This is a genomic window from Yoonia sp., assembly GCF_017854565.1.
GTDB lineage: Bacteria > Pseudomonadota > Alphaproteobacteria > Rhodobacterales > Rhodobacteraceae > Yoonia.
In genome coordinates this window covers 78,617-105,614 of the sequence record NZ_JAFMHJ010000004.1, presented here as the reverse complement: position 1 = coordinate 105,614, position 26,998 = coordinate 78,617, and the positions used below count along the sequence as shown (strand labels likewise).

Sequence of the window (26,998 nt, the reverse complement as noted above, 5' to 3'; positions counted from 1 at the left end):
ACGATGCAGATCGCATTTCATATCGGTGCAAACTGCACGGACGAAGATCGGCTGCTCAAGTCGATCCTGAAAAATGCAAGTGTTTTGCTGCAACAAGGCATTGCCGTGCCGGGGCCGGGAAAATATCGCAGCCTCATTCGTGAAACGATTCAAGCGCTGGATGGGGCGCCACCGGAACCGGACACCCGTGATATCCTGATCGACGCCATCGTCGAAAACGACAACTTGACCCGTCTGGTCATGAGCAATGACAACTTTATTTGCGTGCCGAACCGGATCTTTGGCAATGGCGTCTTCTATGAACAGGCCGGGCCCAAAACCCGCGCGCTGCACCGGCTGTTTTCGGGCGATGATATCGAACTGTTCCTTGGCATTCGCAATCCGGCCACGTTCCTGCAAGACGCATTTATCCGGTCCAAGGCCGCGTCAATCAGCGAATATCTGCGGCTGATGCACCCTGAAGATATACAGTGGTCCGACGTCGTCCGCCGGATCAAAGGCGCCGCGCCTGACACGCCGCTGACCGTCTGGTGCAATGAAGACACGCCGCTGCTGTGGGAACAGTTGATCCGGCAGATGTCGAACGTCAGCCCGCAAACCGAAATCGTCGGCGGGCTGGACATGCTTTCGACGCTTATCAGCGACAGCGGCATGCGGCGACTGCGAGAGCAGTTGCGCCAAAACCCGCCGCAAACCGAGGCGGCGCGCAATGACGTGATCGCCGACATCTGGGAACAGCATGCGCTGGAAGATCAGGTTGAAGACGTGATCGAACTGGCGGAACTTGATCCCGCTTTGATCATGGAAATGACCGAAAACTACGAAGACGACATTGCGCAGATCACCGCGATGGAGGGTGTGACGCTGCTGATGCCGCGCAGCTAGGCGTTACATCCCCAAGGCGGACATATACATTTCGAGCACGGCTTCCTCTTCGGCCAGATCATTGGCGTCGCGCTTGCGAATGGCAATGATCTTGCGCAGCACCTTGGTGTCGTAGCCACGGCCCTTGGCCTCGGCCATCACTTCCTTCTGGGCGTCTGCGATGTCTTTCTTTTCCGCCTCAAGACGTTCAAACCGCTCAACAAACTGGCGGATCTCTTCGCCGGCAATGGCGGATGATGTTTCAGTGACGATATCGCTCATGATTGCTCTCCTCGCAGGCGTGCCCATCCCTAGCCTTTGGCATTGGCGCCTGCAACCCTTGCGAAGCATCGGCCCCCGCGATAGGGCAGCGCAAACGCCGGAGGGAACGATGGAAATAGTGATTTGGATTGGCGCGGCCCTGTCAATTATCGGGCTGGTGGGTATCGGTTACAGCATTGTCGCGGTCACCCGCGCCAAGCGGGCAAAGCTGGAGGACGACGAATTGCGCGCCCGGATCGCGCGGATCTTGCCGGTCAACCTGATCGCGCTGTTTGTGTCGATGATCGGCCTGATGGCGGTCATCGTGGGTGTGGTCCTGAATTAGGGCGTGACCACGTCAAACCCGCCGCTCACCAGTGCGGCGTGGCGCAAAAACGGCGGGGCCTGCCAGATCGGGTCGTCCGCCGCCCATAGCTTCATCTGTTCTGTCAGGGTCAGCAACCCGGCCAGTTGCGCGGCCTTCATCGGGCCACCCCGCCCGCGCGGAAAGCCCAAGGCATGCACCGCCAGCGCATCAATATCAGCGGCCCGCGCGACCGCCCCCGCCGCGACCAGCCGCGCACCTTCGGCGACAACGGCGGCCAGCATGCGAAATTGGACATCGGCCGATTGCGGCCCGCGCACGGCATCCCGGCCACCGTAGGGCCCGCAGCCAAATCCATGTGCGACAAGCGCGCCGTCGATCATCGTCTCGCTGATCCCCTGCTGGCGCAGCGCCTCCAATGCCCGCTGCCACGCCATCCGCAAGGCCGCGACAACCGCAGTGCCTGCCGGATCGGCCACGACCCGCCCCTGATCGGTCTTGCGCAACAGATCGGGCGCGATTTGCCTCTCGGCCAGAAAAACATGGCGCAGCGCCTGTGACTGCGGATGTCGCAGACAGTCGGCAAATGCGTCCGCCTCAAGCGCGAGACCGGTCGCAAATGGCAGCAACAATGCCCCTTCGATACACTCCAGCGCCCGCTGCGCGGCATGGCGGCCAGATGCCGCAACGACCCCGCGCCGATCATCAACGGCGCGCAAAAACCCCGCACCATCCAACAGCATATCACGCCCGTCACGGGTCGGGCGTGCCCCGCTGACCTGACGGGCGAATGCAACGGCATTCAGCGGCAAATCATCAGCCACGACGCGGTCGATCAAACCCATCTCGCGCGCGCGCATCGCCGCAACCGCCCGTCCGCCAATGATCATCGCCAGCGCGTTTTTCGCCCCCACCAGACGCGGCAATCGCTGGGTGCCGCCCGCACCGGGCACAAGGCCAAGCGTCACCTCGGGCAGACCGATGACGGCCTGCGGCAACGCGATGCGATAATGCGCGGCCATCGCCAATTCGGCCCCTCCGCCCAGCGCGGCCCCCTGCATTGCGGCAACGACCGGCACTTTGCACGCTTCGATCAGATCGCACAGGTCAGACAGGGCCGGGGCCTGCTGCGACTTGCCTAACTCTTTGATATCGGCGCCAGCGCTGAACATCCGGCCCGCAGCAAGGATCACAACCGCCTTGATATCTTTATCCTGCGCCACACGCTGAAAGATATCCCAAAGCCGGGCGCACAGCGCGGCACCCAAGGCATTCACCGGCGGCGCATCCAGATGCACAAGACCAACATCGTTGACGATCCTGAACGTCGCGCCCTTAGCCATCGACCCCGTCCCGCATGATTTGCGTCGCCAGACCGGCCAGTACCGGCACCGCTGCGCCATATTTACGCGCCATTTCAGGGTTCGAGGCGTTCCCGGCCGCCGCACGCGACGCCACCCCGGCCAAGATCGCAGCAAGCCGAAAAAAGGCGAACACCAGATAGAACGGCCAATGCGTTATCGCAGCCAGACCGCGCCTGCGGGCATAGGCGGCGACGTAATCCGCCTCGGTCGGCAGGCCCATCGCGGCACGGTCAATGCCCCCAAGCCCGCGCATGTCACCGTGATTGGGCAGCCGCCACTGCATGCATTGATAGGCCAGATCGGCCATCGGATGACCCAGCGTGGACAGTTCCCAATCCAGAATACCCGCGATACGGGGCGCGCTGGCATCGAAGATCATGTTGTCGAGCCGCCAATCGCCATGCACCAGCGCCACCTGCCCGTCGTCGTCGGGCATTTGCGTCGTCAACCACGTCATGATCGCCACCATGGCCGGATCGGGGCTTGCTACGGACGCAAGGTACTGCTGGCCCCAACGGTCCAGTTGCCGGGCGAAATAATTGCCGGGCTTGCCAAAGTCGGACAGCCCGACCGCCGCCACATCCACGTTATGCAATGCCGCAAGGGCCGTATTCATCGCATCGTAAATCGCCGTGCGATCACCGCGTGCCAGATCGGGCAACGCCGGGTCCCAGAAAATCCGGCCCGGCAAATAGCGCATCACAAAGAACGCCCGCCCACTGGGCGATGTCGCGGCCTGCGCCAAATGCAGCATCTGCGGCACCGGCACATCCGTCGCGGCAAGCGCCTGCATCACGCGAAACTCGCGCTCGACTGCGTGGGCCGACGGCAGCAACGCACCTGACGGTTTGCTGCGCAGCACATAGGTGCCGCTTGCAGCGTCGATCCTGTACGTCGGGTTCGATTGCCCCGTGCCGAACTTGGTCACCGCGCCCAGCGCCGTGAACCCTTCAATCGCGTTCGCCAGATACGCGTCCAAATCCGCGAAGGCGATCCCAAGACCTGTTGCTGCTTCTTTCATGGCGCCATTAGGCGCAAGGCCCGCAGTATGTGCAAGCCATTGATTGACACCGGCCCCGCCCAATGCACGATAGGCACAGCACAGGGGGCAGGGACTTCGCATGGACCTAGGACAGACAGAGCGGCTCAAACCCGTATTGGCGGCGGTCAAGACCATGATCACTGATGAAATCATCCCGCTTGACGATGCATTTCTGGGCGAAGTTGCCGTTGGCGACCGTTGGGCCTTTACTCCGCGGCAGACGGACATCCTGGAAGGGCTGAAAACCAAAGCCAAGGCGCGAGGCCTGTGGAATTTCTGGGATACATTCCGCGACGGGCCGCAACTGAACACCGTCGAATACGCCTATCTGGCCGAGGAAATGGGCAAGAGCCACCTCGCCGCCGAGGTATTCAACTGCAATGCCCCCGATACCGGCAACATGGAGGTCTTTGCCCGCTACGGCACCGACACGATGAAAGAACGCTGGCTCAAACCGCTGATGGCGGGCGACATCCGGTCGGCCTATTTGATGACGGAACCCGATGTGGCCAGTTCGGACGCAACCAACATCGCAATGACCTGCGACGCGGACGGCGACTTCTATGTGCTGAACGGGCAGAAATGGTGGGCCACAGGTGCCGGCGATCCGCGCTGTGCGGTTCATATCGTCATGGTCCGCACCGGCACCGAAGGGACAAAGCACCAGCAACATTCGATGATCGTGGTGCCCGCCGACACCCATGGCATCAAAAAGCTGCGCGCGATGGAGGTCTATGGCCACGACGACGCCCCGCATGGCCATATGCATTTCGCGTATGAAAACGTGCGCGTGCCTGCCGAAAATCTGCTGCTGGGTGTCGGGCGCGGGTTCGAGATTGCCCAAGGGCGGCTTGGCCCCGGACGCATCCACCACTGTATGCGCGCCATTGGGCAGGCCGAAAAGGCGCTGGAGCTGATGTGCAAACGCGCCGTGTCCCGGCAGGCGTTTGGCAAACCTCTCGCGCAACTGGGCGAAAACTTTGACCTGATTGCACAGGCGCGGATGGACATCGAACAGGCCCGGCTCCTGTGCCTGAAAGCTGCGTGGATGATGGATCAGGGCGACAAACGCGCCGCCGCCCCCTGGATCAGCCAGATCAAGGTCGTGGCACCTGAAGTCGCCTTGCGTGTCACGGATATGGCGGTCCAGATGTTTGGCGCGGCGGGCGTATCACAAGACACACCGCTTGCCCGGCAATGGACCCATCTGCGCACCCTGCGATTGGCTGACGGACCCGACGCGGTCCATCGCAGACAGGTGGCACGGGCTGAATTGGCCCGCTATCCCGCACCATAGGCACAACAACGCCTTGCCAGCCGACAATCAGACCGGCAAAAGCAGACAGGCCCAGCGCATCACAAAGGACAGACCCACATGGATATCCGCCAGATCACCCCAGACTACGCCGTATCACCCCAGATCGACCCAGGCGATATTGCCGCGATCAAAGCTGCGGGATTTACCACGGTGATCTGTAATCGCCCCGACGCAGAGGTGCCGCCAAGCCATCACGCTGCGGTCATGGCGGACGCGGCCAGAGATGCCGGACTGACATTTGTCGTGATCCCTGTGACCCATCAGGGCCTGAATGCCGAAATTGTCGCAGCGCAAAAGCACGCAATGGACACGAGCGCGGGCCCGGTGCTGGCCTATTGCGCATCTGGCACACGGTCGTCGATTGTCTGGTCGCTGTCGCAAGCGACTGAACGGGATGCGGATCAAATCATCGCAGCCACCGCGGCTGCGGGCTATGATCTGGGCGGTTTGCGTCCGCAACTCGCCGCTTTGGCAGCCGCAGGTCAGGGTTAGTCGGTCAGCGACAGGGCGTCCATATCCATCGGCACCACGTCCAGCCCGCTGTCTGAATCAAATGCATTCCCCCCGCCCGTGTCAGGCGCGCCATCAATCAGACCGGCGTCACCGGCGTTCAGCGGGTCATCACCCTGAAAACCCAGCGGCTCTGCTGCGTCCAGCGCCATCATGCCGGATAGGCCAGTCGCGCCCAGATCACGCATCTGCGGCGCGGGTGCCTGTTCGATGCGGACGGCGCGCATGCCACCCAGCTGACCCAGTTTGGCCTGCGCGATCTTATGGCCATCAGGCGACATGATCCGCACCGAATTCACCGTGCATCCGGGCAATGGCAGCACCTGCCCCGCCCGCAGCGCGCGTGCCTGCGCCAGGGGAATGGTAAAGCGATGCAACTGCGCCTCAAGCGACGCAGGCGCGTCGGCAACGACGGCACGGAACTGCGTGCCCCAATCCATGTCATCGACAGGGTCACGGGCCGGTACGGCGGTTTTCGTCGCCAAAGGCAGCGCTAGCAGCAACGCGCCCTGACGGTCGGCAACGCCCAGATCAACGGTCAGCCGCAGCGTGCGATAATCGCGGTCGTCCAACACCAGCCCCGCGACGCGCCGGTTGTCAATCCGATCCCCAAGCAGGGCCCCATCGACCCAACCATCCAGCTCTGTCCCGGCCATGGCCAGCGGCAGCGCCGTCAGAAACGCCGCAAGAACAGGGTCGCACATCGTTTTGTCAGTGCCGGTCGGCGTGCGGTCTTCGGCCTGTTTGGCGATCAGCCGGCCCACGGTCTGCATTTCCATCACCGCCGCCCGCATCTGCATGTCCAGCGCCAGAATTCCAGCCAACTGCCCATTGCGCTGCAACCCGATCAACATCAGGGTGTCATCAAGCCCGCCCAGCAGATCATCCAGCGGCTGCACGTCTTCGCCCATCCCCATGACGGTCAGCACCAGTCCGATGGTATCGTTGGCCGCCTTGGTCAGTGCCAAACGCACGGCGCGCGACGATGTCAGCGGCACCTCTGCCGGATCGGTCCGTCGGCGGGCCATGCGCCGCAGAATTGTACTATGCATACTGTCGGTCATGCGCCTGCCACAGGTTAGTCAAGCGCCAGATTAACGCCGCAGACGTTACCGTTGTCCTAACGCCCGCCCGGACCCGGCCATATTTTCGGCACGACCACCCGAAATGCCGCACCATATTGACCCGGCAAATAGCTGATATCGCCGCCCAGCCGATGCATGATTTCGCGGCAGATCGCCAGACCAAGCCCGGCACCACCCGCCTTTGACTGGTCCGCCACCCGTGAGAATTTTTCAAAGATCAACTGCTGGTTTTCCGGGAAAATCCCGCTGCCGTTGTCTACAAAATCAATATGATATGCATCGCCCTTGGCGCGGACGGAAATCTTTAGCTTGGGGCGGTCTGCGTCGCAATATTTGCGCGCATTCGCGATCAGGTTGATGAACACCTGCGCCAGCCGATCCAGATCAGAGGTCAGCATCACGGCCTCGGCGGCGGGTTGGCGCACGATTTCCAATGCGCCGTCATGCAGGCCGGCAGCATCCAATGCACGATCCAGCAAACCCGCCAGATTGCCGGTTTGCCGATGCAGGGTGACCTGCCCGTTTTCCAGCACGGCGAGGTCAAGCAAATCATCAAGCAGCCGCGTCAGGCGGATCGCCTCATCATGGATGATCCCGGCGTAACGCTCTTGTTCTTGTGGCGACATATCGGCATCGCGCAGGATTTCCGAAAACGACCGGATCGAGGTCATCGGCGTGCGCAGTTCGTGGCTGATCTGGCTGAGAAAGGCATCTTTTTGGATCGACAGCGCGGTCAGCTTTTCATTGGCGTCGCGCAGCGCGCTGGCCGTGCGGGCCTGTTCGGCTGATTTGGCCTCGAGCTGGCTGGAGTATTCCAGAATTTGCGCCGCTTCATCGGCCACGGCGATCAGATCTTCGACCGACACCCCACTGCCGCCGATCAATTGACCGACCATCGCATGCGCCGTAGCCGCACCGACAGATCCGGCCAGTTGCCTCTCTAATCGGGCGACGAATTCTGGCGTGACTTCGGGCAGATAGCCAGATTTACCTTGCCGCACCGCCTCGGCCTGAAAAATCGCCTGCGCCTCGGCGCTGCCGATGATCCGCTGCGCCATGATCAGCAAATCTTCGGCGCCTGCGGAGGTCGTGGTCCAGGCGCGCGCGGCGGTCGAATGTTCAAAGACATTGACGAATTGCGCACCCTGCAGGCGTTCGACCGGGGTCGGGAAACTCAGCAGGGAACCCAGAATGAACATCCCGCTATTGAGCAGCATTGACCACATCACCCCATGCACCAACGGGTCCATGCCGATGATCCCAAACAGCGCCTCTGGTCGCAACCAATGCAGACCGAACGGGCCCGCATCCATCGCCGTCTGGCTGATCACGGCGTCCAGACCGAAACTGGGCAGGAACAAGGTCCACAACCAGACCACAAGCCCGGTCAGCAGACCCAGCGCGGCACCAATGCGCGTGGCCCCGCGCCAAAAGATACCGCCCAGCATTGCGGGCAAGATCTGCACCGCGCCGGTGAACGACACCAGACCGATCGCCGCAAGGGCGGTGCCCCCGCCCGACAGCCGATAATACACAAAGCCAAGCGCCAGAACGCCCGCAATCGACAGCCGCCGCGCCAGCAAGATCACATGCCGCACATCGCCCGACATCACCGCGCCCTTATCCGCTTGCAAGTGAAGCCATAGCGGCACGACAATATGGTTCGACACCATCGTGGCCAGCGCAATCGTCGCCACAATCACCATCGACGTGGCCGACGAAAAGCCCCCCAGAAATGACAGCATCGCCAGCCCCTCGCGGCCTTGGCTGAGCGGGACAGTCAGCACGAAAAGGTCAGGGTTGCTGCCCGGTGGCAGCAGGTCAAGACCGACCACGGCGATGGGCACCACGAACAGGCTCATCAAGAACAGATAAAGCGGAAATGCCCAGCTTGCGACGTTCAGGTGCCGCTCATCCGCGTTTTCAACGACCAACACCTGAAACATGCGCGGCAGGCACAAAAAGGCGGCGGCGGACAAAAAGATCAGGCTGACCCAGCGCCCGCCACTTTGCTGCCACAGCGTGATATCAGACGCATCAATCCGCACCAGCATCGCAGCGGGCCCGCCTGCAACCCCCCAGACCACAAACACCCCGACCGCCAAAAGCGCGAGCAGTTTCACGACCGCCTCGACCGCGATGGCCATGACGATGCCATGGTGGCGTTCGTTGGCGTCAAGATTGCGGGTGCCGAACAAAACGGTAAACACAGCCAACCCCACCGCCACCCAGATGGCCGCCGCATTCAGGTCCTTGTCCTGCCAGTCCTGCCCCCCGGCCTGTCCGAAAACCGCAAACGACAAGGTGACCGACTGCAACTGCAGTGCGATATAGGGGGTCGCGGCGACGACGGCGATGACGGTCACGATGACGCCCAGCACCGTGGATTTGCCAAAGCGCGATGAAATCAGGTCGGCAATCGAGGTGATCCGCTGGGACCGGCCAATGCGGACCAGCTTGCGCAGCCCCCACCACCAGCCGATCATCACCAACGTCGGGCCAAGGTAGATCGTCACGAACTCCAGCCCCGACCGGGCGGCATAGCCGACAGCGCCGTAGAATGTCCAGGCGGTGCAATAGATGCTGAGCGACAGGGTGTAGATGATCGGTGATTGCAGCCAGCCGACATGCCCCGCCGATGCCCGCCGCTCTGCGATGAAGGCGACCGTGAACAAAGCTGCGACATAGGTCAGCGCGACAGCGATCAGAATGTTGAACGACACCATTAGTCAGGCGTGTCCAACGGCGTGGCGTCATCGGGCCGCAGGCCACGCGACAGCACCGCGCTCAGCACGATCAGGGCCACCCAAACCCCAAACGTATAAAGAAGGGCATCGGCATTGGTCGATGCCGCCGGTTGATCGCGCGACCATAACAGCGGAATCATCCAAAGTATGGCACCCAGCACCGGCAGCAGCCGTGCCGCATCGCGCAGCCGGCGCTGCCGATAGCTGGCCCGTTCCAGAAACACCGGTGACTTGGGCGCGCGGTTCATGCCCCCATCAGATTGCGGACGTTGTCGCGCACCTCTGCGTTGGAAAACGGTTTGGTCATGAAATGGCTCGCCCCCAGCCGCAGCGCCAGTTCGCGGTCCTTGGCCTGACCACGCGCGGTCAGCATCATGACGGGGATCGCCTTGGTGACGTCATTGACCCGCAGATCGCGCAGGATATCAAACCCGCTGCGCCCCGGCAGCATCACATCCAGAATGATCAGATCGGGCGGCAAGGCCAGCACCTTGGCCATCGCGGTTTGCCCGTCTTCATGTGTGTGCACGGTCAAGCCATCGCGGGACAGAATGAAACTGATCGCCTCGATGATATTCGGCTCGTCTTCGATCAGAAGGACACGGTTGCCCATCTCATCGCCTCCCCTTTGCCAACGGCCTCCGCCTCACGGGGTGCCTTCTTGGGTGCGACTATCACGGCAATTGTCGGGACTGTCAAAGCACGTGGATCAATCACGCATCGCCATGACACCAATCATTGCCGGTTCGCGGCGGGCTGCGCAGTCCTGACGCGCACAAATTCGGCAAGACATCCCCACCTGCGTGGGCGGCAGCGCCCCCTCGGCGGGGTCCGGCAGCACCAGCATGGTGCTTTGCAACACAGGTGCGCTGTCGAAACTGGGGCCTTGATGTGGCTCTGCGATGGCGTAGCACAAGAACCGGGTCTGCACCGGTCCGGGCAATGCCACTTCGGCCCGCAACGGCTGCGCCGGGCGGCTGAATGCCCCGAAGATCGGCCACAGCGGGCAGGCCCCGCCGGCACGTGGCATGGTGAAACCGGGGACGGATTTAAGATAGCGCAACGTGCCCGAGGCATCACAGACCGCCAGCCCCATCGGCGGATGACCGGCACCCGGCGGCAGGAACGACAGACGGCGCAAAACGCTGCCGAACCCCGCACCGAACCGCTGGGCGAGCGCGACCGGATCATAGCCCAGATCGCGGCACGCCAGATCAAAATCAGCCAGCGGCAGGGCGTATGCATCGCGTACGTACAGCGTACAGATCGCGTCCAGCAAATGTCGGGCCGCCGCGCCCGACAAATCCGCCTGCGCCACAACCGCAGCCCTGTCAGGGTCTGCCGTTTCCAGCGCCGCGATATGAAACCCGGTTTTCGCCAGATAGGTTTCGACCTCTTCCAGCGGTGTCGTCGGCCTGTCGTTATCCGGCCCCGGCGCATCGAGATACGCAATAAGCGCCTCGCTGCTGGCGGCCAGACGCAGGCTGTCCTTGTGGATATTTTCATGGAACCGGCGCTGCCAATCGGCGTCCAGCGGTTCCTGCCCCACCAAAATGGATGCGGTCGAACGGATCGCCGTCACAGAGGAGATCACGTCGTGCAAAGATGCCGCCAACTGCGGGTCATGCGCCATGCGATCCGTCAACGACTGCACCCGCCCTTCAAGAATTTCCAACCGACGGGCCTGCACGGCGATCAGGCGGCTCCAACCCGGATAGCGCGCGGCAAGCTCTTCGACGCGCGCGACCTCGGCCACATCGCCAAGCAAAGCTGCGGCATCGCGCATCTGGTCCAGCAGATCGTTATCGGCGCCCGCGGTCAGCAAGGCGGCATCAACGCCCAGCACGCGGGCCAGATCACCCAGCAGCTTGCCCGCGATTCTGCGGCGATTGTGTTCGATCAGATTAAGATAGGACGGCGATATCCCCACCGCCTCGGCGACGGCGGCCTGCCGCAGCCCTTGATCGAGACGTTTTTCGCGAATGCGCGAGCCTGTCAGCCTACGGGTTGGCACATGATTTTCCTTCAACAGTTTCAACCGCTTTCTGCAGGTGCGGGAAAACAGATTTACAGAGTTAACAAGATATCTGTACAGCAATTTACAAAGAAGTCCATCAGTCCCAATGACTTGTTGCTGTCTTTGCCAATTTCGCCACAGTGGATCACAGTACTGAAAAGTGCGTGCCGTGGGGGCGAGGAGGCCCAGGCGGCAGGAAAACTCTAGGGAGGATAGTAATGTCCAAATCCAACTTCTCACGCCGTGGCGTGTTGAAAACCGGGGCCATCGCGGGCGCCGGTCTTGCTTTGCCGACGTATCTGTCGGCGGCAGGTCACACCGGTTTCACCAATGCACCCACTGGCAACAGCGTGAAATTCGGCTTTAACGTCCCACAGACCGGCCCCTATGCCGAAGAAGGCCTTGACGAGCTGCGCGCGCAGCAACTTGCCGTCGAGCATCTGAACGGCATCGGCGACGGCGGCATGATAAATACGTTCTCGTCCAAAATGCTGGACGGTACGGGTATTATGGGCAAAAGGGTCGAATTCGTCACAGGCGACACGCAGACAAAATCTGACGTTGCCCGTGCATCGGCCCAGTCGATGATCCAGAAAGACGGCTGCATCATGATCAACGGCGGCTCATCTTCGGGTGTGGCTGTTGCGGTTCAGGGTCTGTGCCAAGAAGCCGGCGTGATCTTCATGGCCGGTCTGACCCACTCCAACGACACGACCGGCAAGGACAAGAAGGCCAACGGCTTTCGTCACTTCTTTAACGCCTACATGTCCGGTGCGGCACTCGCACCCGTGTTGGAAAGGGAATATGGCAACGAGCGCCGTGCCTATCACCTGACCGCTGACTACACATGGGGCTGGACGCAGCAGGAATCGATCCAGGCATCGACCGAGGCCCTGGGCTGGGAAACTGTCCAGAACGTGCTGACACCCGTTGGTGCCGGTGACTTCTCGTCGTACATCGCGCCTGTGCTGAACTCTGGCGCAGATACGCTGATCCTGAACCACTACGGCGGGGACATGGTCAACTCTTTGACGCAGGCTGTTCAGTTTGGCCTGAAGGACAAGCAAGTCAACGGCAAGGACTTCAAGATCATTGTTCCGCTTTATTCGGAACTGATGGCCGCTGGTGCGGGTTCGAACATTGAAGGCGTGTTTGGTTCCATGAACTGGAACTGGCAGTTGCAGGATGCGGGCACACAAGCCTTTGTCCGTTCGTTCGGCGAAAAGTATGGCTTCCCGCCATCCAACGCCGCGCACACCTGCTACGTGCAGACACTGCTTTATGCGGATGCCGTAACGCGCGCAGGGTCGTTCAACCCATGTGCGGTTGTCGAAGCGCTTGAGGATTTCGAGTTCGACGGCATGGGCAACGGTCCGGTTCTGTATCGCGGCGCCGATCACCAGTGTTTCAAAGACGTTTTGGTCATGAAGGGCAAGGAAAACCCGGCAAACCAGTACGACACATTGGAAATCGTCGAAGTGACGCCGCGCGCACAGGTGGAATATGCACCCGATCACCCCATGTTCGCCGGTGGCGATCTGGGCGCGTGCAACCCCGGCGCATAAGCGTTTGTAAATCAGGGGACAGGCGGCCACCGCCTGTCCCCCACGCGATAACGCGCCCGCCCAGTCATTTGGGTCGGACCCTACACCCCAAATATACGCCTTAGCGGCAGGCAGGAGCGGACAGATGGACGCATTTCTTCTTCAAATTTTGAATGGTCTGGACAAAGGTGCCGCCTATGCGTTGATCGCCCTTGGGCTGACGCTGATCTTTGGCACATTGGGCGTCGTCAACTTTGCCCACGGCGCGTTGTTCATGATCGGTGCGTTCTGCGCGGTGACGCTGCAACGGTTTCTGGGCTACAGCTTTGTCACCGTCGATGAAACGCAGACCGACTTTCTGGGTAACCCGCTCAAGGTAAACACGCCCTATGTCGAAGCGTGGTTTGGCCCCGAAACGGGTGCCGCAATTCAGGATTGGTCGGTGCCGCTAGCCATTTTGCTGGTGATCCCCGTGATGTTTTTCATCGGCTATGTGATGGAACGCGGGTTGATCAAACACTTTTACAAGCGGCCACACGCGGATCAGATCCTTGTCACCTTCGGCCTCGCCATCGTGATTGGTGAGCTGATCAAGTCGATTTACGGTGCCAACCCGATCCAGACCCCTGCCCCGCAGATGTTCATCGGCACCCTCGATTTTGGTGTCATGCTTGGCTTTGATCCGGGGGCTGTCGCCTATCCGATGTGGCGTCTGGTCTATTTCTTCTTCTCGCTGATCATCATCGGCGCGGTCTTTGCCTTCCTGCAATTCACGACCTTCGGCATGGTGGTGCGGGCCGGTATGGCCGACCGGGAAACCGTGGGTCTGCTGGGGATCGACATCGACAAACGCTTTACGCTGATGTTTGGCATGGCGGCGGCCGTCGCGGGGCTGGCGGGTGTGATGTACACACCCATCCTGTCACCCCATTACAACATCGGCATGGACTTTCTGGTGCTTAGCTTTGTGGTCGTCGTTGTTGGCGGCATGGGCTCTCTGCCCGGCGCGGTGCTTGCCGGGTTCATGCTTGGCATCCTGCAATCCTTTGCCTCCATGAACGAGGTAAAAGCTCTCATCCCCGGCATCGACCAGATCATCATTTATCTCGTTGCCATTATCATTTTGCTGACCCGTCCGCGTGGCCTGATGGGCCGCAAGGGCGTGATGGAGGAATAAGTCATGCTTGGTCTCAACTCCCGCGACTTCAAACTATTCGTCATCGTGGTCATCCTGACCTTGGCGGCACCGATGCTGCTGAACCCGTTCCCGACGGAATCGGCGATAGGCCAAAGCTTTAACGCGGGTTACCCCGCGCTGATGCAACGCTTTGTGATCTTTGGCATTCTGGCGATCGGGTTTAACATCCTGTTCGGTCTGACGGGCTATCTGTCCTTTGGCCATGCCGCCTTTCTGGGTGTCGGTTCGTATGCGGCGGTGTGGATGTTCAAACTGCTCAGCTACAACGTGCTGCCTGCGATCTTGCTGTCGGTGATCGTTGCCGGGCTGTTCTCGGTCGTGATCGGCTATGTGTCGCTGCGGCGCTCTGGCATCTACTTCTCGATCCTGACTCTGGCCTTTGCGCAGATGTCGTATCAACTGGCCTATTCGGTGTTCACCCCCATCACCAACGGCGAAACCGGCCTGCAGGTCTACAACGACGACCCGCAAATCCTGATGAGCGCGGGCGATCCGACGGTGCCGCATCTGTTCGGCCTGCGCATGAATGGCGCCACGGAATGGAATATCGGCGGCTGGACCTTCATCTTCGAGAATGGCTACTACCTTTGCGCCATCTTGTTGATCGCATCGTTCTATCTGTCGATCCGCATCTTCCGGTCGCCGTTCGGGATGATGCTGCGGGCGATCAAATCAAACCAGACCCGGATGAGCTATACCGGGCTGAACATCAAACCCTACATGCTGGCCGCTTTTGTGATCTCGGGCATGTACGCCGGTCTGGCCGGTGGTTTGCTGGCGGCGATGGACCCGCTGACCGGGGCAGAGCGGATGTTCTGGACCGCGTCGGGTGAAATCGTCGTCATGGCGATCTTGGGCGGGGTCGGCACGCTGATCGGGCCGGTGCTGGGCGCCGGGTTGATCAAATATCTGGAAAACATCGTGTCCAAGATCAATGACACCATTCTGCACAACTGGTTCGCGTTCATGCCCGATTGGCTGGACAACCTGCTGGTCACGATCATCCACCCCTTCATCGGCAAGGGCTGGCACCTGACGCTGGGCCTGTTGTTCATGGCGGTCGTGATCTTTCTGCCCGGTGGCCTTGTTCAGGGTGGTCAAAAGATTGGCGCGCTGCTGCGCCGCAAGAAGTCCAAAGACACTGGCGAAACCGCCACCAAGCCTGCCGAATAAGGAGACAAAAACATGGGTATCCTTGAAATCAAAGGCATCAACAAACGCTTTGGTGGCCTGCAGGCGCTGGGGAACGTGAACCTCAGCGTGGCGGAAAACACCGTGCATGCGATCATCGGGCCAAACGGGGCTGGCAAATCCACGCTGCTCAACGTGCTGATCGGCAAACTGATCCCGGACTCGGGGTCGGTCATGTTCGACGGGCAATCGGTTCTGGGCCGCAAACCCCACGAGATCAACCAGTTGGGCATCAGCCGGGTGTTCCAGACGCCCGAAATTTTCAGCGACCTGACGGTGTTTGAAAACGTCATGATCCCCTGCTTTGCAAAACGCGACGGGTCATTCCGGATGCATGCCATCGAAAGCGTTTTTGCCGAAAAAGGCATCCAGCAGCAGGCCGAGGAAATGCTGGCTGATGTGAATATGCTTGAAAAGCGGCACATGATCGCATCCAGCCTGTCGCGCGGTGACAAACGGCGGCTGGAAATGGCAATGTGTCTGGTGCAAGATCCCAAATTGCTGCTGCTGGACGAACCGACAGCCGGCATGGCACGCGCCGATACCGAAAATACGATTCAACTGCTCAAGGACATCCGCGCCAAGCGCGGAATCACAATGGCCATTATTGAGCATGATATGAACGTCGTGTTCTCGCTGGCGGAACGGATTACCGTTTTGGCGCAGGGCATGCCTTTGGTCGAAGACACCCCCGAAAACATCAAAGGCCACCCCAAGGTTCGCGAAGCCTATCTGGGTGAAGCGCAAGTCTGACAACGCCCGCCGATCATTTTCCGGCAAGAATGATCGCCCCGGCAGGAGAGAATTATGAACGCACCATTCAACAAGAACGCCAACAACGCCGCGACCCACCCCGCCTTCCTGTCCGTCTGGGAGATCGAGGCCTACTACGGCGAAAGCTACATCGTCCAAAACGTCAGCTTCAACATCCACGAGGGCGAAATTCTGGCCCTGCTGGGGCGCAACGGGGCGGGCAAGACATCGACCCTGCGGGCCATCGCGCGCATGGATGATCCCGCGCTCAAGCATGGGGAAATCTGGCTGGACCACCAGCCGTTGCACGAAATGAAAAGCCATCAGGCGGCCGCAGCGGGTATCGCCCTTGTCCCCGAAGACCGGCGAATCATTCCCGGCCTGACGGTTGAGGAAAACCTCCAGCTGGCCCAGATTGCCCCGCCCATCGGCTGGTCCCTGGACCGGATCTACGGCCTTTTCCCCCGTCTTGGCGAACGGCGCAAACAAGAAGGCGTGACGCTGTCGGGCGGCGAACAGCAGATGCTGGCCATCGCCCGCGCCCTTGCACGGGACATCAAGGTGCTGCTGCTTGACGAACCCTACGAGGGTCTCGCGCCTGTCATCGTGCAGGAAATCGCGAAAACGCTCAACATTATCCGCGATCAGGGGATCACGACGGTGATCGTCGAACAAAACGCCGTCGCGGCTCTGAAACTGGCGGACCGGGCGGTCATTCTGGACACCGGCACGGTTGTCTTTGACGGGTCCGCCGCCGAGGTGCTGGAAAACGAGCAGCTTCGCTCGCAATATTTGGCCATCTGAGGGCTGATCGCTGCAATTTGAACCAAAACGTGGGCATGTATTGGGGCGACGTTAAGGTTTTGGTAGGCTGGAAGAGCGAATCTTTAGCAATAAGATTCTCGCTTTTCGGAGCCTGCCATGGATACCACACGCACCCTTGCGCCCCAGGCTGTTGCCGCGGTTCCCCATCTGGCCGCGCAACCGCCCGTGACTGGCACAAAGGTCCCCGCGACACGCGCGTCAGGGGGCCCGGCGACCCAGCCCGCCAACAAGGTATTTATCGCGCAAGTGGTCTCCGCGCGGCTTGCGGGCACTGCGTTTCCTGAAAATCCCGGCGAAATCGCGCCGCCGGAACGTACCCTGCGCCCCTATGACGTACCGATGCTGCCCTATGACCACGATGCCCCCGCACATGCAAAGAACGCCCAAGACGACGTCGGTGCAGCGGCCCCCGATGACACACCGGGGTAGGCCTTTTGTTTTTCAAGGCACCACCGCTTTCCACCTCCGCTGGCTTGCCCTATAAGCATGTTGAATTCGTGTGGCGTCACGTCGCGCGAAAGCCAAAAATATGGGCAACGGGCCGGGGACACGATGAGCAACAAAACCTCTCACGAAAGCGATGTCAGCTTTATTCAGGCGTTGGCAGAACTGCTGCGCGAAAACGATCTGACCGAATTGCAGGTCAAACGGGACTATGGCGAAAACGACAGCCTGAACGTCCGCGTCAGCCGACAGACACAGACCGTCATGCAAGCCGCACCAGTGCAGGCACCAGCCGCCATTGCCCCCGCCGCCGCCCCCGCTGCGGCCGAATCATCCGATCCAGCCGCCCATCCCGGCGCAGTCACATCGCCCATGGTCGGCACCGTTTATATGGCCGCTGAACCCGGCGCGCCCGCCTTCGTCAGTGTCGGCACCGTCGTAAAGGAAGGTGACACGATCCTGATCATCGAAGCCATGAAAACGATGAACCATATCCCCGCCCCACGCGGCGGCACGGTGAAACGCATCTTGGTTGAAGATGGCGGGCCGGTCGAATTTGGCGCCCCTCTTGTGATCATCGAATAGGCGGCCAGCATGTTCGACAAAATCCTTATCGCGAACCGGGGCGAAATTGCCCTGCGTGTCGTCCGTGCCTGCCGTGAAATGGGCGTGAAATCGGTGGCCGTGCATTCCACAGCCGACAGTGACGCGATGCATGTGCGCATGGCGGACGAGGCGATCTGCATCGGCCCCCCCGCGTCCGCACAAAGTTATCTGTCATTCCCGGCGATCATCTCGGCGTGTGAAATCACCGGCGCGCAGGCGATCCACCCCGGCTACGGCTTTTTGTCCGAAAACGCGGCCTTCGTTCAGGCGGTCGAAGATCACGACCTGACATTCATCGGCCCCACCGCTGCACATATCCGCATGATGGGCGACAAAATCACTGCAAAAGACACGATGAAGGCGCTTGGCGTGCCCTGCGTGCCTGGCTCTGACGGCGGTGTGCCCACGCTCAAGGATGCGCAGCGGATCGGCGCAGAAGTCGGCTATCCGGTCATTATCAAAGCCACCGCTGGCGGCGGCGGGCGCGGCATGAAGGTGGCCTTGACCGCCGCTGACATGGAAAAAGCGTTCCATTCCGCCCGCGCCGAGGGCAAGGCCGCCTTTGGAAATGACGAAGTTTATATCGAGAAATACCTGACCACGCCGCGTCACATCGAAATTCAGGTCTTTGGCGACGGTAAAGGCAATGCGGTGCATTTGGGTGAACGCGATTGTTCCCTGCAGCGGCGCCACCAGAAGGTACTGGAGGAGGCCCCCGGCCCCTGCATCACGCCTGAACTGCGCGCGCGAATCGGCAAAGTCTGTGCCGATGCCGTGGCCAAGATTAACTATATCGGCGCGGGCACGATTGAGTTCCTGTTCGAAAACGATGAATTCTACTTTATCGAAATGAACACCCGGTTGCAGGTTGAACACCCCGTCACCGAGGCGATCTTTGGCGTCGATCTGGTCCGCGAACAGCTGCGCGTTGCGTCCGGTTTGCCGATGTCGTTCACACAGGACGACCTGAAAATCAACGGCCACGCGATCGAAGTGCGGATTAACGCCGAAAAACTGCCGAACTTTGCGCCCTGCCCCGGCACGATCACGCAGTATCACGCGCCCGGCGGTCTGGGTGTGCGGATGGACAGCGCGCTGTATGATGGCTACCGGATCCCGCCCTATTACGACAGCCTGATCGGCAAGTTAATCGTTCACGGTCGCGACCGCCCCGAGGCGATGGCCCGGCTGGCCCGCGCATTGGGCGAGTTGATTGTCGATGGTGTTGACACAACGATCCCACTGTTTCACGCGCTTTTGGCCGAAGAGGCCGTGCAAACCGGCGATTACAACATCCACTGGCTAGAGCATTGGCTCGAACAGAACCTCGCCTGACCCCGGACCTGCTGCTGCAGGCCTATCGGGCCGGCGTGTTTCCCATGTCCGAAGGCCGCGACGACCCAGAGGTGTTCTGGGTCGACCCGCGGATGCGCGGGATATTTCCGTTGGACGGGTTTCGGATTTCACGCCGGCTGGCACGCACCATGCGGCGCGGACTGTTCGACGTGACCGTCGATACCGCCTTCGACGATGTGGTGCGCGGCTGTGCGGACCGTGATGAAACATGGATCAACGACACTATTTTTGATCTCTACCGCGCGCTATTCCGGCGCGGCGACGCCCATTCCATTGAAGTTTGGCAGGATGGGGCGCTGGTCGGGGGCGTTTACGGCGTGACGGTCGGCGCTGCATTTTTTGGGGAAAGCATGTTCAGCCGCGCGACCGATGCGTCAAAAGTGGCGCTGGCCTATTTGGTCGATCGCCTGCGCGCCGGTGGGTTTACCTTGTTCGATACGCAGTTCATCACCCCGCATCTGGCCAGCCTTGGTGCGGTCGAAATCCCCCGCGACCGATACCGCAAACTGCTGCATGCAGCCGTGCAAACCCCGGCGTCATTCACGGCACCCGGCGCATTACCCCCCGCTCAGGACGTCATACAGCGCAACACCCAGACGTCATAACGCGGATGATCCATCGCATGCAGCGCCGGCGATGATGCCAGTATCCACCCGGCAAAAACCGGCTCTGGCGCGTCGCGGTAACGCACGACGACCTCTGCATAGGCGTCGCCAGATGGGTTTGCGGTGGGATATCGGCACTGGTTCAACGTGACGTCCAAATAGCCAAGCCCGCCCGCTTCGCCAGCGCGCAGCGACAAGTCGGTGATCGCACCCGTCAATTTATCCAGAACACGCACAACCCCACCTTGGGCTGTCGTCACGTCTTGGGCTGCGGCGGGTGTCGCCAGCAGAACCGCGCATAAGAGGGGTTTCAGAAGGCGCATTGCACAACCCTATTCAGGGGTCCACGCCTCGTAATCGGACCGCGTGACGGGGGCCGCCGACCTGCGGATTGATCCGGCGGGGGCATAGGCGTCGGGCGTGCCGGTCAGGTTTGCCAAATGCGGCTTTTCCCACGACTTATGCGGCAGCGCGCGTTCGGTCGGCGGCTCGTCCCATGTATGGTGCAGCCAGCCATGCCAGTCGGGGCTGACGCGGGACGCTTCGTTTTGACCGTTGAAAATGACCCAGCGGCGGCTGTCGTCGGCATTACGGTAGAACACATTGCCCTGCGCGTCCTCGCCGACCCGTTTCCCATTGCGCCACGTCCACAGCTGGGTGCCAAATGTCTGGCCGTCCCACCATGTAAAGATGCGTTTGATGTTGTGACCAAGGCCCATGTCGCGTCTCCGATTACGATGCCTTGTCATGCACCAACTGGCCGCAAAGGTCCAGTGGCGTCAGGCAGGGACCCGCGCAGTCACCTCGATCTCGATCTTCATTTCGGGGTTCTGTAGCTGTGCGCAGATCATGGTTGCCGCTGGCCGCGCCACGTCAAACGCCGCAGCCAGCAAGGGCCAGCAGGCGGGCCATTCGTCAGCGTTTGGAACGATGTAATTGACCCGCACGACATGGTCTAGCCCGCTGCCAGCCGCGTCCAACGCCGTAGCTATGGTGGCCAGCGTGTTCCGGCATTGCGCCACGATACCGTCCGGCATGGTCATCGTGGCGTAATCATATCCCGTCGTACCTGCCACAAAAACCCAGCCATCGGCGACAACGGCGCGGCTATAGCCGATTTGCGCCTCAAATGGCGACCCCGTCGAGATGTGCCGCACGGCCACGGCCTAGCTCGCCGTGGCTGATTCTTTCTTGTTACCCTCGTCATGGATCATCAGCGGTGCCACATTGGATGTGACCGCCTCTTCGTTGACCACAACCTCTGTCACGGTATCCATGCCCGGCAGGTCGAACATCGTGTCGAGAAGGATATCTTCCATGATCGACCGCAGGCCACGCGCACCGGTCTTGCGGTTGATCGCACGCTTGGCAATCGCGGCAAGCGCATCTTCGGTGAATGTCAGCTTGGTGTCTTCCAGTTCGAACAGGCGCTGGTACTGCTTGACCAATGCGTTCTTGGGCTTGGTCAGGATGGTGATCAGCGCGTCTTCGTCCAGATCGGTCAATGTCGCGATCACGGGCAGGCGGCCAACGAATTCCGGGATCAAACCAAATTTCAGCAGGTCTTCGGGCTCCAGATCCTGAAACACCTCGCCGACGCCGCGTTCATCGACATCTTTGACATCCGCGCCAAAGCCCATACCGGACCCTTTGCTGCGCCGCGCGATGATCTTGTCCAGACCTGCGAATGCGCCGCCGCAGATGAAGAGAATGTTGGTCGTGTCCACCTGCAGGAATTCCTGCTGCGGATGCTTACGGCCCCCCTGCGGCGGAACCGACGCCACAGTGCCTTCCATGATCTTCAAAAGCGCCTGCTGCACGCCCTCGCCCGATACATCGCGGGTGATCGACGGATTGTCCGACTTGCGGGTAATTTTATCAACTTCGTCAATATAGACGATGCCGCGCTGCGCACGTTCGACATTGTATTCAGACGCCTGCAACAGCTTCAGAATGATGTTTTCAACATCTTCGCCGACATAACCGGCCTCGGTCAGGGTCGTCGCATCGGCCATCGTGAACGGCACGTCCAGAATCCGCGCCAGAGTCTGCGCCAAAAGTGTCTTGCCGCAGCCCGTCGGGCCGATCAGCATGATGTTGGATTTGGACAACTCGACATCGGATTTCCCGGCGTGGTTCAGGCGCTTGTAATGGTTGTGAACAGCCACGGACAGCACCCGCTTTGCGTGCACCTGGCCAATCACATAGTCATCCAGCACCTGACAAATCTCAGTCGGCGTGGGCACGCCATCGCCGGCTTTCAGGCCCGCCGATTTCGTCTCTTCGCGGATAATATCCATGCACAGCTCAACACATTCATCACAGATGAAAACGGTCGGCCCGGCAATCAGCTTGCGCACCTCATGCTGGCTTTTGCCGCAAAAGCTGCAGTAAAGTGTGTTTTTGCTGTCGTTACCGGATGTAGTTGCCATCTCAAACCTCTTGGCCCACTGGCCTTTCAAACATGTTTCGGGCTGTCCCCGTCTGTAACACTAGGACAGCCCGCCAAGGTCCACAATGTCAAAATGACCATGCGCACGGGACGTTAATCAGGGTTTACTCTTGCGATTTTTCACGGTTCACAACGATCTCGTCAATCAGACCCCAGTCCTTGGCTTCTTGGGGTGACATGAAGTTATCACGCTCCAGCGCCGTCTCAACTTTTTTCAACGTCTGACCGGTATGCGTGACGTAAATCTCGTTCAGACGGTCTTTCAGCTTCTGGGTCTCCTGGGCGTGGATCATGATATCCGTCGCCTGTCCCTGATAGCCACCTGACGGCTGGTGGACCATGACCCGGCTGTTGGGCAACGAAAAGCGCATGCCGGGATGACCGGCGGTCAACAGCAGCGACCCCATCGACGCCGCCTGCCCAATCACCAGCGTGCTGACCTTGGGCTTGATGTACTGCATGGTGTCATAAATCGACAAACCAGATGTCACCACGCCACCGGGGCTGTTGATGTACATGCTGATCTCTTTTTTCGGATTCTCGGATTCGAGGTGGAGCAATTGCGCAACGACCAGTTGGCTCATCCCGTCGTGGACCGGGCCACTGAGAAAAATGATCCGTTCTTTCAACAAGCGCGAGAAAATATCATAGGCGCGTTCCCCCCTTGCGGTCTGTTCAACGACCATGGGGACAAGGTTCATATAGGTTTGGACGGGGTCTTGCATATTTATTGCCTCATTGTTGGACGGTAACGTCCTACTTCTAAATTCCTGATAGAGTCTTAGTGTTGGGCGCCAAAGGCTTCAAGGGAAACCGGGCCGATTTAGCGCCGCACCCCCAATTAGCCATGTCACCGCGTGGGGTGGGTTAAAACCCACCTTACGGTCATCCAACGTGGAACAATGACGCAAACAGCTGTGGATCAAGGCTTTCGGCGGAAAAAGTGGCCCCCTCGGTCAGCACCGACACCGCATCATGGCTGTGCAGGCTTTCCTGATGGCTGGCAATCACGCGGAAATCTGAAATGCGCGGATCGCGCTGCAATTGCTGGGTAAAAAGGCGGGCCGCATCTTCGACAAAGATCGGATTAGCCGCGTTCAGCTCTGCAAATGCCTGCTCATCCTCGCGTTTGACCATGACTTGCGTCTCGGTGGGTACGGCTGTGCGGGCACGGTCGATCAGGTCTTCGAACCACAAACAACCGGCGCCGTCCTCGACCAACACAGAAATCCGTGCGACAGAGCGCTGCGAATGCGGGGTCGCCAACTGCCCCCGGAACTGGCGGGCATGTTCCGACAACTCCAGCGAACAGGGGCACGTCGATGAATAGACATAGTCCAGATGCACGATCTTCTTGCGCACGCCGGCGCTTTCCACCAGCTCAAGTGCGACGTTGTAATACTGATAGCCCGACAGGCCCGACCGCAGGCTTTCGACCTTCATCGGAAAGCTGAAACGCATCTGAATACGGGCGTCGAAACTGTCCAGATCGGATTTATACGCATCGAGCGCCCGCTCGATCACCTCGAAGCTGAATGTCTCTTCGGCATGCTTGTAAAACGTCCGCATGATCCGGGACATGTTGATGCCCTTCTTCTCGGCCTCCAGCGACACGGTGCCGGTGACCGAGGTTTCAAGCGTCAGATCGCCGTTGTCACGGGTGTGAAACCGGATCGGCAGGCGAAAGTTGGAAATGCCCACATGCTGAATTTGCTGTTTGACACCACGGATCAGGCTGGATGGACCATTTTGCAGATCCGGCATCGTCGCCTTATAGGCGTCATCCACCTCGAACGCATCGGGGTAGGCCCGCGCGAGGGCAGGATAATTCGACACCTCTTGCCCCGGGATCAACCGCGAAACAAGCGGATCAAGCGTTGCGACTTCCTCTGCGGTCACATCGACGGCCCAGCGGCGCAGCAATGCCAGCGCGGCCTCGGCCTCGGCGCGGGTCGGCTTTCGGTCCATATCGGGGGAATGGATATTCATCTGGCGATCCCTTTGCACTACGTCTGCAACCCCAAGATGGGGCGCATCGTCAGGTTTTCCAACGATATCTTCATAGATACGTAATAAATCGGCGTGCGGATCAGTCATGACAGCCACCTTTTACTGGCTCGGACATGCCACATTAACCCGTTTCCCGGCACAAAGCCACGGCGCGCCGCGCCACCGGTTCGGCAGAACGGCCAATCCCACATGGTCGCCCCTTGCCCTTCTTCCGAGCAAGAAATATCCCCGCCGGAGGCTCCGCCGCAAGCCCGGCCTGCGGCGGTCTCAATGCTCAGCGCTGGCTGCAGGCCGCGTCGATGGCCCCGCGCAGATCAGCCAGCAGATCATCCGTGTCCTCCAGCCCGACACTCAACCTGATCAGGCCGGGCGTGATCCCCAACCTTGCCTTGGTCGCATCAGGCAACCGCTGATGCGTCGTCGTGGCAGGATGCGTCGCAATGGATTTCGCATCGCCCAGATTATTCGAGATCGTGAAAATCTCCAGCGCGTTCAGCAATCCAAACGCCGCAGCCTGCGACCCTGCATCAATCGCCAGCACGGTGCCGCCTGCGCCCATCTGCGCCCGGGCCAGCGCCGCTTGGCGGTGGCTGTCCAGCCCCGGATAAATCACCTGCGCCAGATTGCCATCCGATTCAAGCAACTGCGCCAACCGTAGCGCGGTCGCCGTCTGCGCGCGCACCCGCAGGTCCATCGTCTCCAGCCCCTTCAGCATCAGCCAAGCGGTGAATGGCGACATCGACCCGCCGGTGTGCTTCATATAGGGTTCGACCGTGCCACGAATGAAATCGCGGGTACCCAGGATCACCCCGCCCAATGCGCGCCCCTGCCCGTCGATATGTTTGGTGGCCGAATACACGACCACATCGGCGCCCTGCGCGATTGCGTTCGAAAAGACGGGCGTCGCAAATACATTATCGACAACCACAACCGCGTTCACCGCATGCGCCAACATCGCAACGGTCGATATATCAATCACTTCCAAGGTCGGGTTTGACACGCTTTCAAAGAATACGGCCTTGGTATCTGGCCGAATTGCCGCCTCCCATGCGGTCAGGTCGGTGCCATCCACAAACGTCACCTCAACGCCATAGCGGCTCAGGATTTCCTCGAGGATATAAAGACAGGACCCGAACAGTGCCCGCGCCGACACCACATGATCGCCCGCCCGCAGCATCGACGTCAGCGCGCCATTGACCGCCGCCATGCCAGAGGCCGTGGCAAAGCCGTCCTCGGCCCCTTCCAGCGCGGCGATCCGGTCTTCGAACATCGCCACGGTGGGGTTGCCGTAGCGGGCATAGATGAATTCATCCGCGCCCGATTCGACAAACCGCTGCTCTGCCGCTTCTGCGGTGTCATAAACAAAGCCCTGCGTCATAAAGATCGCCTCGGACACCTCGCCATATTGGCTGCGCCGGATACCGGCATGCACCGCCTTGGTGCGTTTCTTCCACGTTTTCATCTTTAGTCCCCGCGCGATTGCGCAATAAAAAAACCCCGACACCGGGAAAAGGTATCGGGGTCTACAAACCCGCAACCCTCTTTAGCGGCATATTTAACGTGGCCCGCAATCCGGTAACAAATCGCCACGACTATGTGCATAAGCCCGCGCCATGCGCACGTCAAGAAGATGCCGCCGGCAACGATCCTGCGCCCAATACAGCCCTTGTCCTTTCGCCACAGCATGCCATTCTGGCCGGGGACATTGCCGAAGGACTGCCTATGACCGCGCCCATTGACCTGTATTTCTGGCCCACCCCGAATGGCTGGAAAATCTCGATCGCACTCGAGGAAATGGGGCTGCCGTACACGTTGCATCTGGTGGATATCGGCGCGGGCGATCAGTTCAAGCCGGACTTCCTGAAAATTGCGCCCAACAACCGGATGCCTGCGATCATTGATCCCGACGGCCCCGATGGCGCCCCGATTTCGATCTTCGAATCCGGTGCGATCCTGCAATATCTGGCCCGCAAGACCGGCCAGTTCCATGGCACGACCGCACGCGACCACATCCGGGTGGACGAATGGCTGATGTGGCAGATGGGCGGCCTTGGCCCGATGGCAGGTCAGGCGCACCACTTCCTGAAATATGCCCCGGCGATGGACCCGCCCAACGATTTGCCCTACGCCAAGGACCGCTACCGCAATGAAACGGCGCGCCTTTATGGGGTGCTTGACCGGCAGCTTGCGCTGCATGAATGCGTCGCGGGCGATTTTTATTCGATTGCAGATATGGCGATCTGGGGCTGGGCCTCGCTCTGGGAAGGGCAGCAGCAAACGCTGGACGACAAACCCCACATGGCGCGCTGGCTGGACATGATGGGCGCACGGCCCGGCGTGCAGCGCGGGCGCGCCCTCGCTGCCGAAAAGCGGGGCGATTTCCGCAAGAATCAAGGCGCTCAAAATATTCTGTTTCAAAAACCGTCGTAACGAATTGTTAGCCTCGGAGGCGTAGGAATCGCTTGTTTTTCTGAGTGAGGT

General features: G+C 60.3%; 29 protein-coding genes and 1 riboswitch. Of the genes, 14 read left to right on the top strand and 15 right to left on the bottom strand.

Going from position 1 to position 26,998, the window contains the following annotated elements:
- Positions 1-3 precede the first annotated feature (3 nt).
- Complete coding sequence (locus QZ196_RS03695) at positions 4-885, top strand: hypothetical protein (RefSeq protein ID WP_296424010.1); 882 nt, start codon at positions 4-6, stop codon at positions 883-885.
- A 3-nt stretch (positions 886-888) separates the two neighbouring features.
- Here QZ196_RS03695 and QZ196_RS03690 read toward each other — a convergent pair whose 3' ends face one another.
- On the bottom strand, positions 889-1,146 hold the full coding sequence (locus QZ196_RS03690; RefSeq protein WP_296424008.1) for a DUF2312 domain-containing protein: 258 nt from the start codon (positions 1,144-1,146) through the stop codon (positions 889-891).
- A gap of 109 nt (positions 1,147-1,255) precedes the next feature.
- Here QZ196_RS03690 and QZ196_RS03685 point away from each other — a divergent pair, with 109 nt between their 5' ends.
- Positions 1,256-1,471, top strand: a complete 216-nt coding sequence (locus QZ196_RS03685) for a hypothetical protein (protein WP_296424006.1) — start codon at positions 1,256-1,258, stop codon at positions 1,469-1,471.
- On the opposite strand, the gene QZ196_RS03680 is transcribed toward QZ196_RS03685, so the two are convergent.
- Both QZ196_RS03680 and QZ196_RS03675 read right to left on the bottom strand, forming a co-directional pair.
- Positions 1,468-2,793: an enoyl-CoA hydratase-related protein gene (locus QZ196_RS03680; protein ID WP_296424004.1), complete on the bottom strand. Its 1,326-nt coding sequence runs from the start codon at positions 2,791-2,793 to the stop codon at positions 1,468-1,470. The two genes, QZ196_RS03685 and QZ196_RS03680, sit on opposite strands and share 4 nt — an antisense overlap.
- Positions 2,786-3,835 (bottom strand): phosphotransferase, encoded by a 1,050-nt coding sequence (locus QZ196_RS03675; protein WP_296424002.1) that lies wholly within the window; start codon positions 3,833-3,835, stop codon positions 2,786-2,788. The genes QZ196_RS03680 and QZ196_RS03675 overlap by 8 nt, the downstream gene beginning before the upstream one ends.
- A 100-nt stretch (positions 3,836-3,935) precedes the next feature.
- On the opposite strand from QZ196_RS03675, the gene QZ196_RS03670 reads away from it, so the two are divergent.
- A complete protein-coding gene (locus QZ196_RS03670) occupies positions 3,936-5,153 on the top strand; it encodes an acyl-CoA dehydrogenase family protein (RefSeq protein ID WP_296424000.1) in 1,218 nt (405 codons plus the stop codon).
- 78 nt (positions 5,154-5,231) lie between these two features.
- Positions 5,232-5,666, top strand: coding sequence for a TIGR01244 family sulfur transferase (locus tag QZ196_RS03665; RefSeq protein WP_296423998.1), 435 nt, complete (start codon positions 5,232-5,234; stop codon positions 5,664-5,666).
- Here the strand turns inward: QZ196_RS03665 and QZ196_RS03660 are convergent.
- The 5 genes from QZ196_RS03660 to QZ196_RS03640 form a co-directional block, all read right to left on the bottom strand.
- Positions 5,663-6,748, bottom strand: coding sequence for a FliM/FliN family flagellar motor C-terminal domain-containing protein (locus QZ196_RS03660; RefSeq protein WP_296423996.1), 1,086 nt, complete (start codon positions 6,746-6,748; stop codon positions 5,663-5,665). The two genes, QZ196_RS03665 and QZ196_RS03660, sit on opposite strands and share 4 nt — an antisense overlap.
- Positions 6,749-6,804: 56 nt before the next feature.
- Positions 6,805-9,495, bottom strand: a complete 2,691-nt coding sequence (locus QZ196_RS03655; protein ID WP_296423994.1) for an ATP-binding protein — start codon at positions 9,493-9,495, stop codon at positions 6,805-6,807.
- The gene (locus QZ196_RS03650) at positions 9,495-9,764 is read right to left on the bottom strand and encodes a hypothetical protein (RefSeq protein WP_296423992.1); all 270 of its coding nucleotides are present in this window, start codon (positions 9,762-9,764) and stop codon (positions 9,495-9,497) included. The genes QZ196_RS03655 and QZ196_RS03650 overlap by 1 nt, the downstream gene beginning before the upstream one ends.
- A complete protein-coding gene (locus QZ196_RS03645; RefSeq protein ID WP_296423990.1) occupies positions 9,761-10,129 on the bottom strand; it encodes a response regulator in 369 nt (122 codons plus the stop codon). The genes QZ196_RS03650 and QZ196_RS03645 overlap by 4 nt, the downstream gene beginning before the upstream one ends.
- A gap of 96 nt (positions 10,130-10,225) precedes the next feature.
- Complete coding sequence (locus QZ196_RS03640) at positions 10,226-11,530, bottom strand: short-chain fatty acyl-CoA regulator family protein (protein WP_296423988.1); 1,305 nt, start codon at positions 11,528-11,530, stop codon at positions 10,226-10,228.
- 221 nt (positions 11,531-11,751) lie between these two features.
- Between QZ196_RS03640 and QZ196_RS03635 the strand changes: the two genes are divergently transcribed.
- From QZ196_RS03635 to aat, 9 genes are all read left to right on the top strand, one after another.
- Complete coding sequence (locus QZ196_RS03635) at positions 11,752-13,098, top strand: substrate-binding protein (protein WP_296423987.1); 1,347 nt, start codon at positions 11,752-11,754, stop codon at positions 13,096-13,098.
- A gap of 124 nt (positions 13,099-13,222) precedes the next feature.
- The gene (locus QZ196_RS03630; RefSeq protein WP_296423984.1) at positions 13,223-14,254 is read left to right on the top strand and encodes a branched-chain amino acid ABC transporter permease; all 1,032 of its coding nucleotides are present in this window, start codon (positions 13,223-13,225) and stop codon (positions 14,252-14,254) included.
- A 3-nt stretch (positions 14,255-14,257) separates the two neighbouring features.
- Positions 14,258-15,448 carry a branched-chain amino acid ABC transporter permease gene (locus tag QZ196_RS03625; protein ID WP_296423982.1) on the top strand — a complete coding sequence of 397 codons (1,191 nt, stop codon included), beginning with the start codon at positions 14,258-14,260 and terminating at the stop codon, positions 15,446-15,448.
- Positions 15,449-15,460: 12 nt separating this feature from the next.
- The gene (locus tag QZ196_RS03620) at positions 15,461-16,219 is read left to right on the top strand and encodes an ABC transporter ATP-binding protein (RefSeq protein WP_296423980.1); all 759 of its coding nucleotides are present in this window, start codon (positions 15,461-15,463) and stop codon (positions 16,217-16,219) included.
- Between the two features lie 54 nt (positions 16,220-16,273).
- On the top strand, positions 16,274-17,023 hold the full coding sequence (locus QZ196_RS03615; protein WP_296423978.1) for an ABC transporter ATP-binding protein: 750 nt from the start codon (positions 16,274-16,276) through the stop codon (positions 17,021-17,023).
- Positions 17,024-17,140: 117 nt separating this feature from the next.
- Entirely contained in the window at positions 17,141-17,473 is a 333-nt protein-coding gene (locus QZ196_RS03610; protein ID WP_296423976.1) for a hypothetical protein, read from the top strand.
- A 123-nt stretch (positions 17,474-17,596) separates the two neighbouring features.
- Positions 17,597-18,073 (top strand): acetyl-CoA carboxylase biotin carboxyl carrier protein, encoded by a 477-nt coding sequence (gene accB / locus QZ196_RS03605; protein ID WP_296423974.1) that lies wholly within the window; start codon positions 17,597-17,599, stop codon positions 18,071-18,073.
- Positions 18,074-18,082: 9 nt separating this feature from the next.
- Positions 18,083-19,429, top strand: coding sequence for an acetyl-CoA carboxylase biotin carboxylase subunit (accC, locus tag QZ196_RS03600; RefSeq protein WP_296423972.1), 1,347 nt, complete (start codon positions 18,083-18,085; stop codon positions 19,427-19,429).
- Positions 19,405-20,055: a leucyl/phenylalanyl-tRNA--protein transferase gene (aat, locus tag QZ196_RS03595; RefSeq protein WP_296423970.1), complete on the top strand. Its 651-nt coding sequence runs from the start codon at positions 19,405-19,407 to the stop codon at positions 20,053-20,055. Before accC ends, aat begins: the two co-directional genes overlap by 25 nt.
- Here aat and QZ196_RS03590 read toward each other — a convergent pair.
- The 7 genes from QZ196_RS03590 to metZ all read right to left on the bottom strand — a co-directional run bounded on the left by QZ196_RS03590 (position 20,019) and on the right by metZ (position 25,979).
- Positions 20,019-20,378: a DUF2155 domain-containing protein gene (locus QZ196_RS03590; protein ID WP_296423968.1), complete on the bottom strand. Its 360-nt coding sequence runs from the start codon at positions 20,376-20,378 to the stop codon at positions 20,019-20,021. The genes aat and QZ196_RS03590 overlap by 37 nt on opposite strands.
- A gap of 9 nt (positions 20,379-20,387) precedes the next feature.
- On the bottom strand, positions 20,388-20,774 hold the full coding sequence (locus QZ196_RS03585; RefSeq protein ID WP_296423967.1) for an NADH:ubiquinone oxidoreductase subunit NDUFA12: 387 nt from the start codon (positions 20,772-20,774) through the stop codon (positions 20,388-20,390).
- 60 nt (positions 20,775-20,834) lie between these two features.
- Positions 20,835-21,212, bottom strand: coding sequence for a RidA family protein (locus QZ196_RS03580; RefSeq protein ID WP_296423965.1), 378 nt, complete (start codon positions 21,210-21,212; stop codon positions 20,835-20,837).
- A 9-nt stretch (positions 21,213-21,221) separates the two neighbouring features.
- Complete coding sequence (gene clpX, locus QZ196_RS03575; RefSeq protein ID WP_296423963.1) at positions 21,222-22,487, bottom strand: ATP-dependent Clp protease ATP-binding subunit ClpX; 1,266 nt, start codon at positions 22,485-22,487, stop codon at positions 21,222-21,224.
- 124 nt (positions 22,488-22,611) lie between these two features.
- The gene (locus QZ196_RS03570; RefSeq protein ID WP_296423961.1) at positions 22,612-23,232 is read right to left on the bottom strand and encodes an ATP-dependent Clp protease proteolytic subunit; all 621 of its coding nucleotides are present in this window, start codon (positions 23,230-23,232) and stop codon (positions 22,612-22,614) included.
- 160 nt (positions 23,233-23,392) lie between these two features.
- Positions 23,393-24,496: a GTP cyclohydrolase FolE2 gene (folE2, locus tag QZ196_RS03565; RefSeq protein ID WP_296424052.1), complete on the bottom strand. Its 1,104-nt coding sequence runs from the start codon at positions 24,494-24,496 to the stop codon at positions 23,393-23,395.
- Positions 24,497-24,791: 295 nt separating this feature from the next.
- Positions 24,792-25,979: an O-succinylhomoserine sulfhydrylase gene (gene metZ, locus QZ196_RS03560; protein WP_296423958.1), complete on the bottom strand. Its 1,188-nt coding sequence runs from the start codon at positions 25,977-25,979 to the stop codon at positions 24,792-24,794.
- 60 nt (positions 25,980-26,039) lie between these two features.
- Positions 26,040-26,117, bottom strand: a riboswitch (SAM riboswitch).
- 122 nt (positions 26,118-26,239) lie between these two features.
- Here metZ and QZ196_RS03555 point away from each other — a divergent pair.
- The gene (locus tag QZ196_RS03555) at positions 26,240-26,947 is read left to right on the top strand and encodes a glutathione S-transferase N-terminal domain-containing protein (protein WP_296423955.1); all 708 of its coding nucleotides are present in this window, start codon (positions 26,240-26,242) and stop codon (positions 26,945-26,947) included.
- The last annotated feature ends 51 nt before the right edge of the window (positions 26,948-26,998 follow it).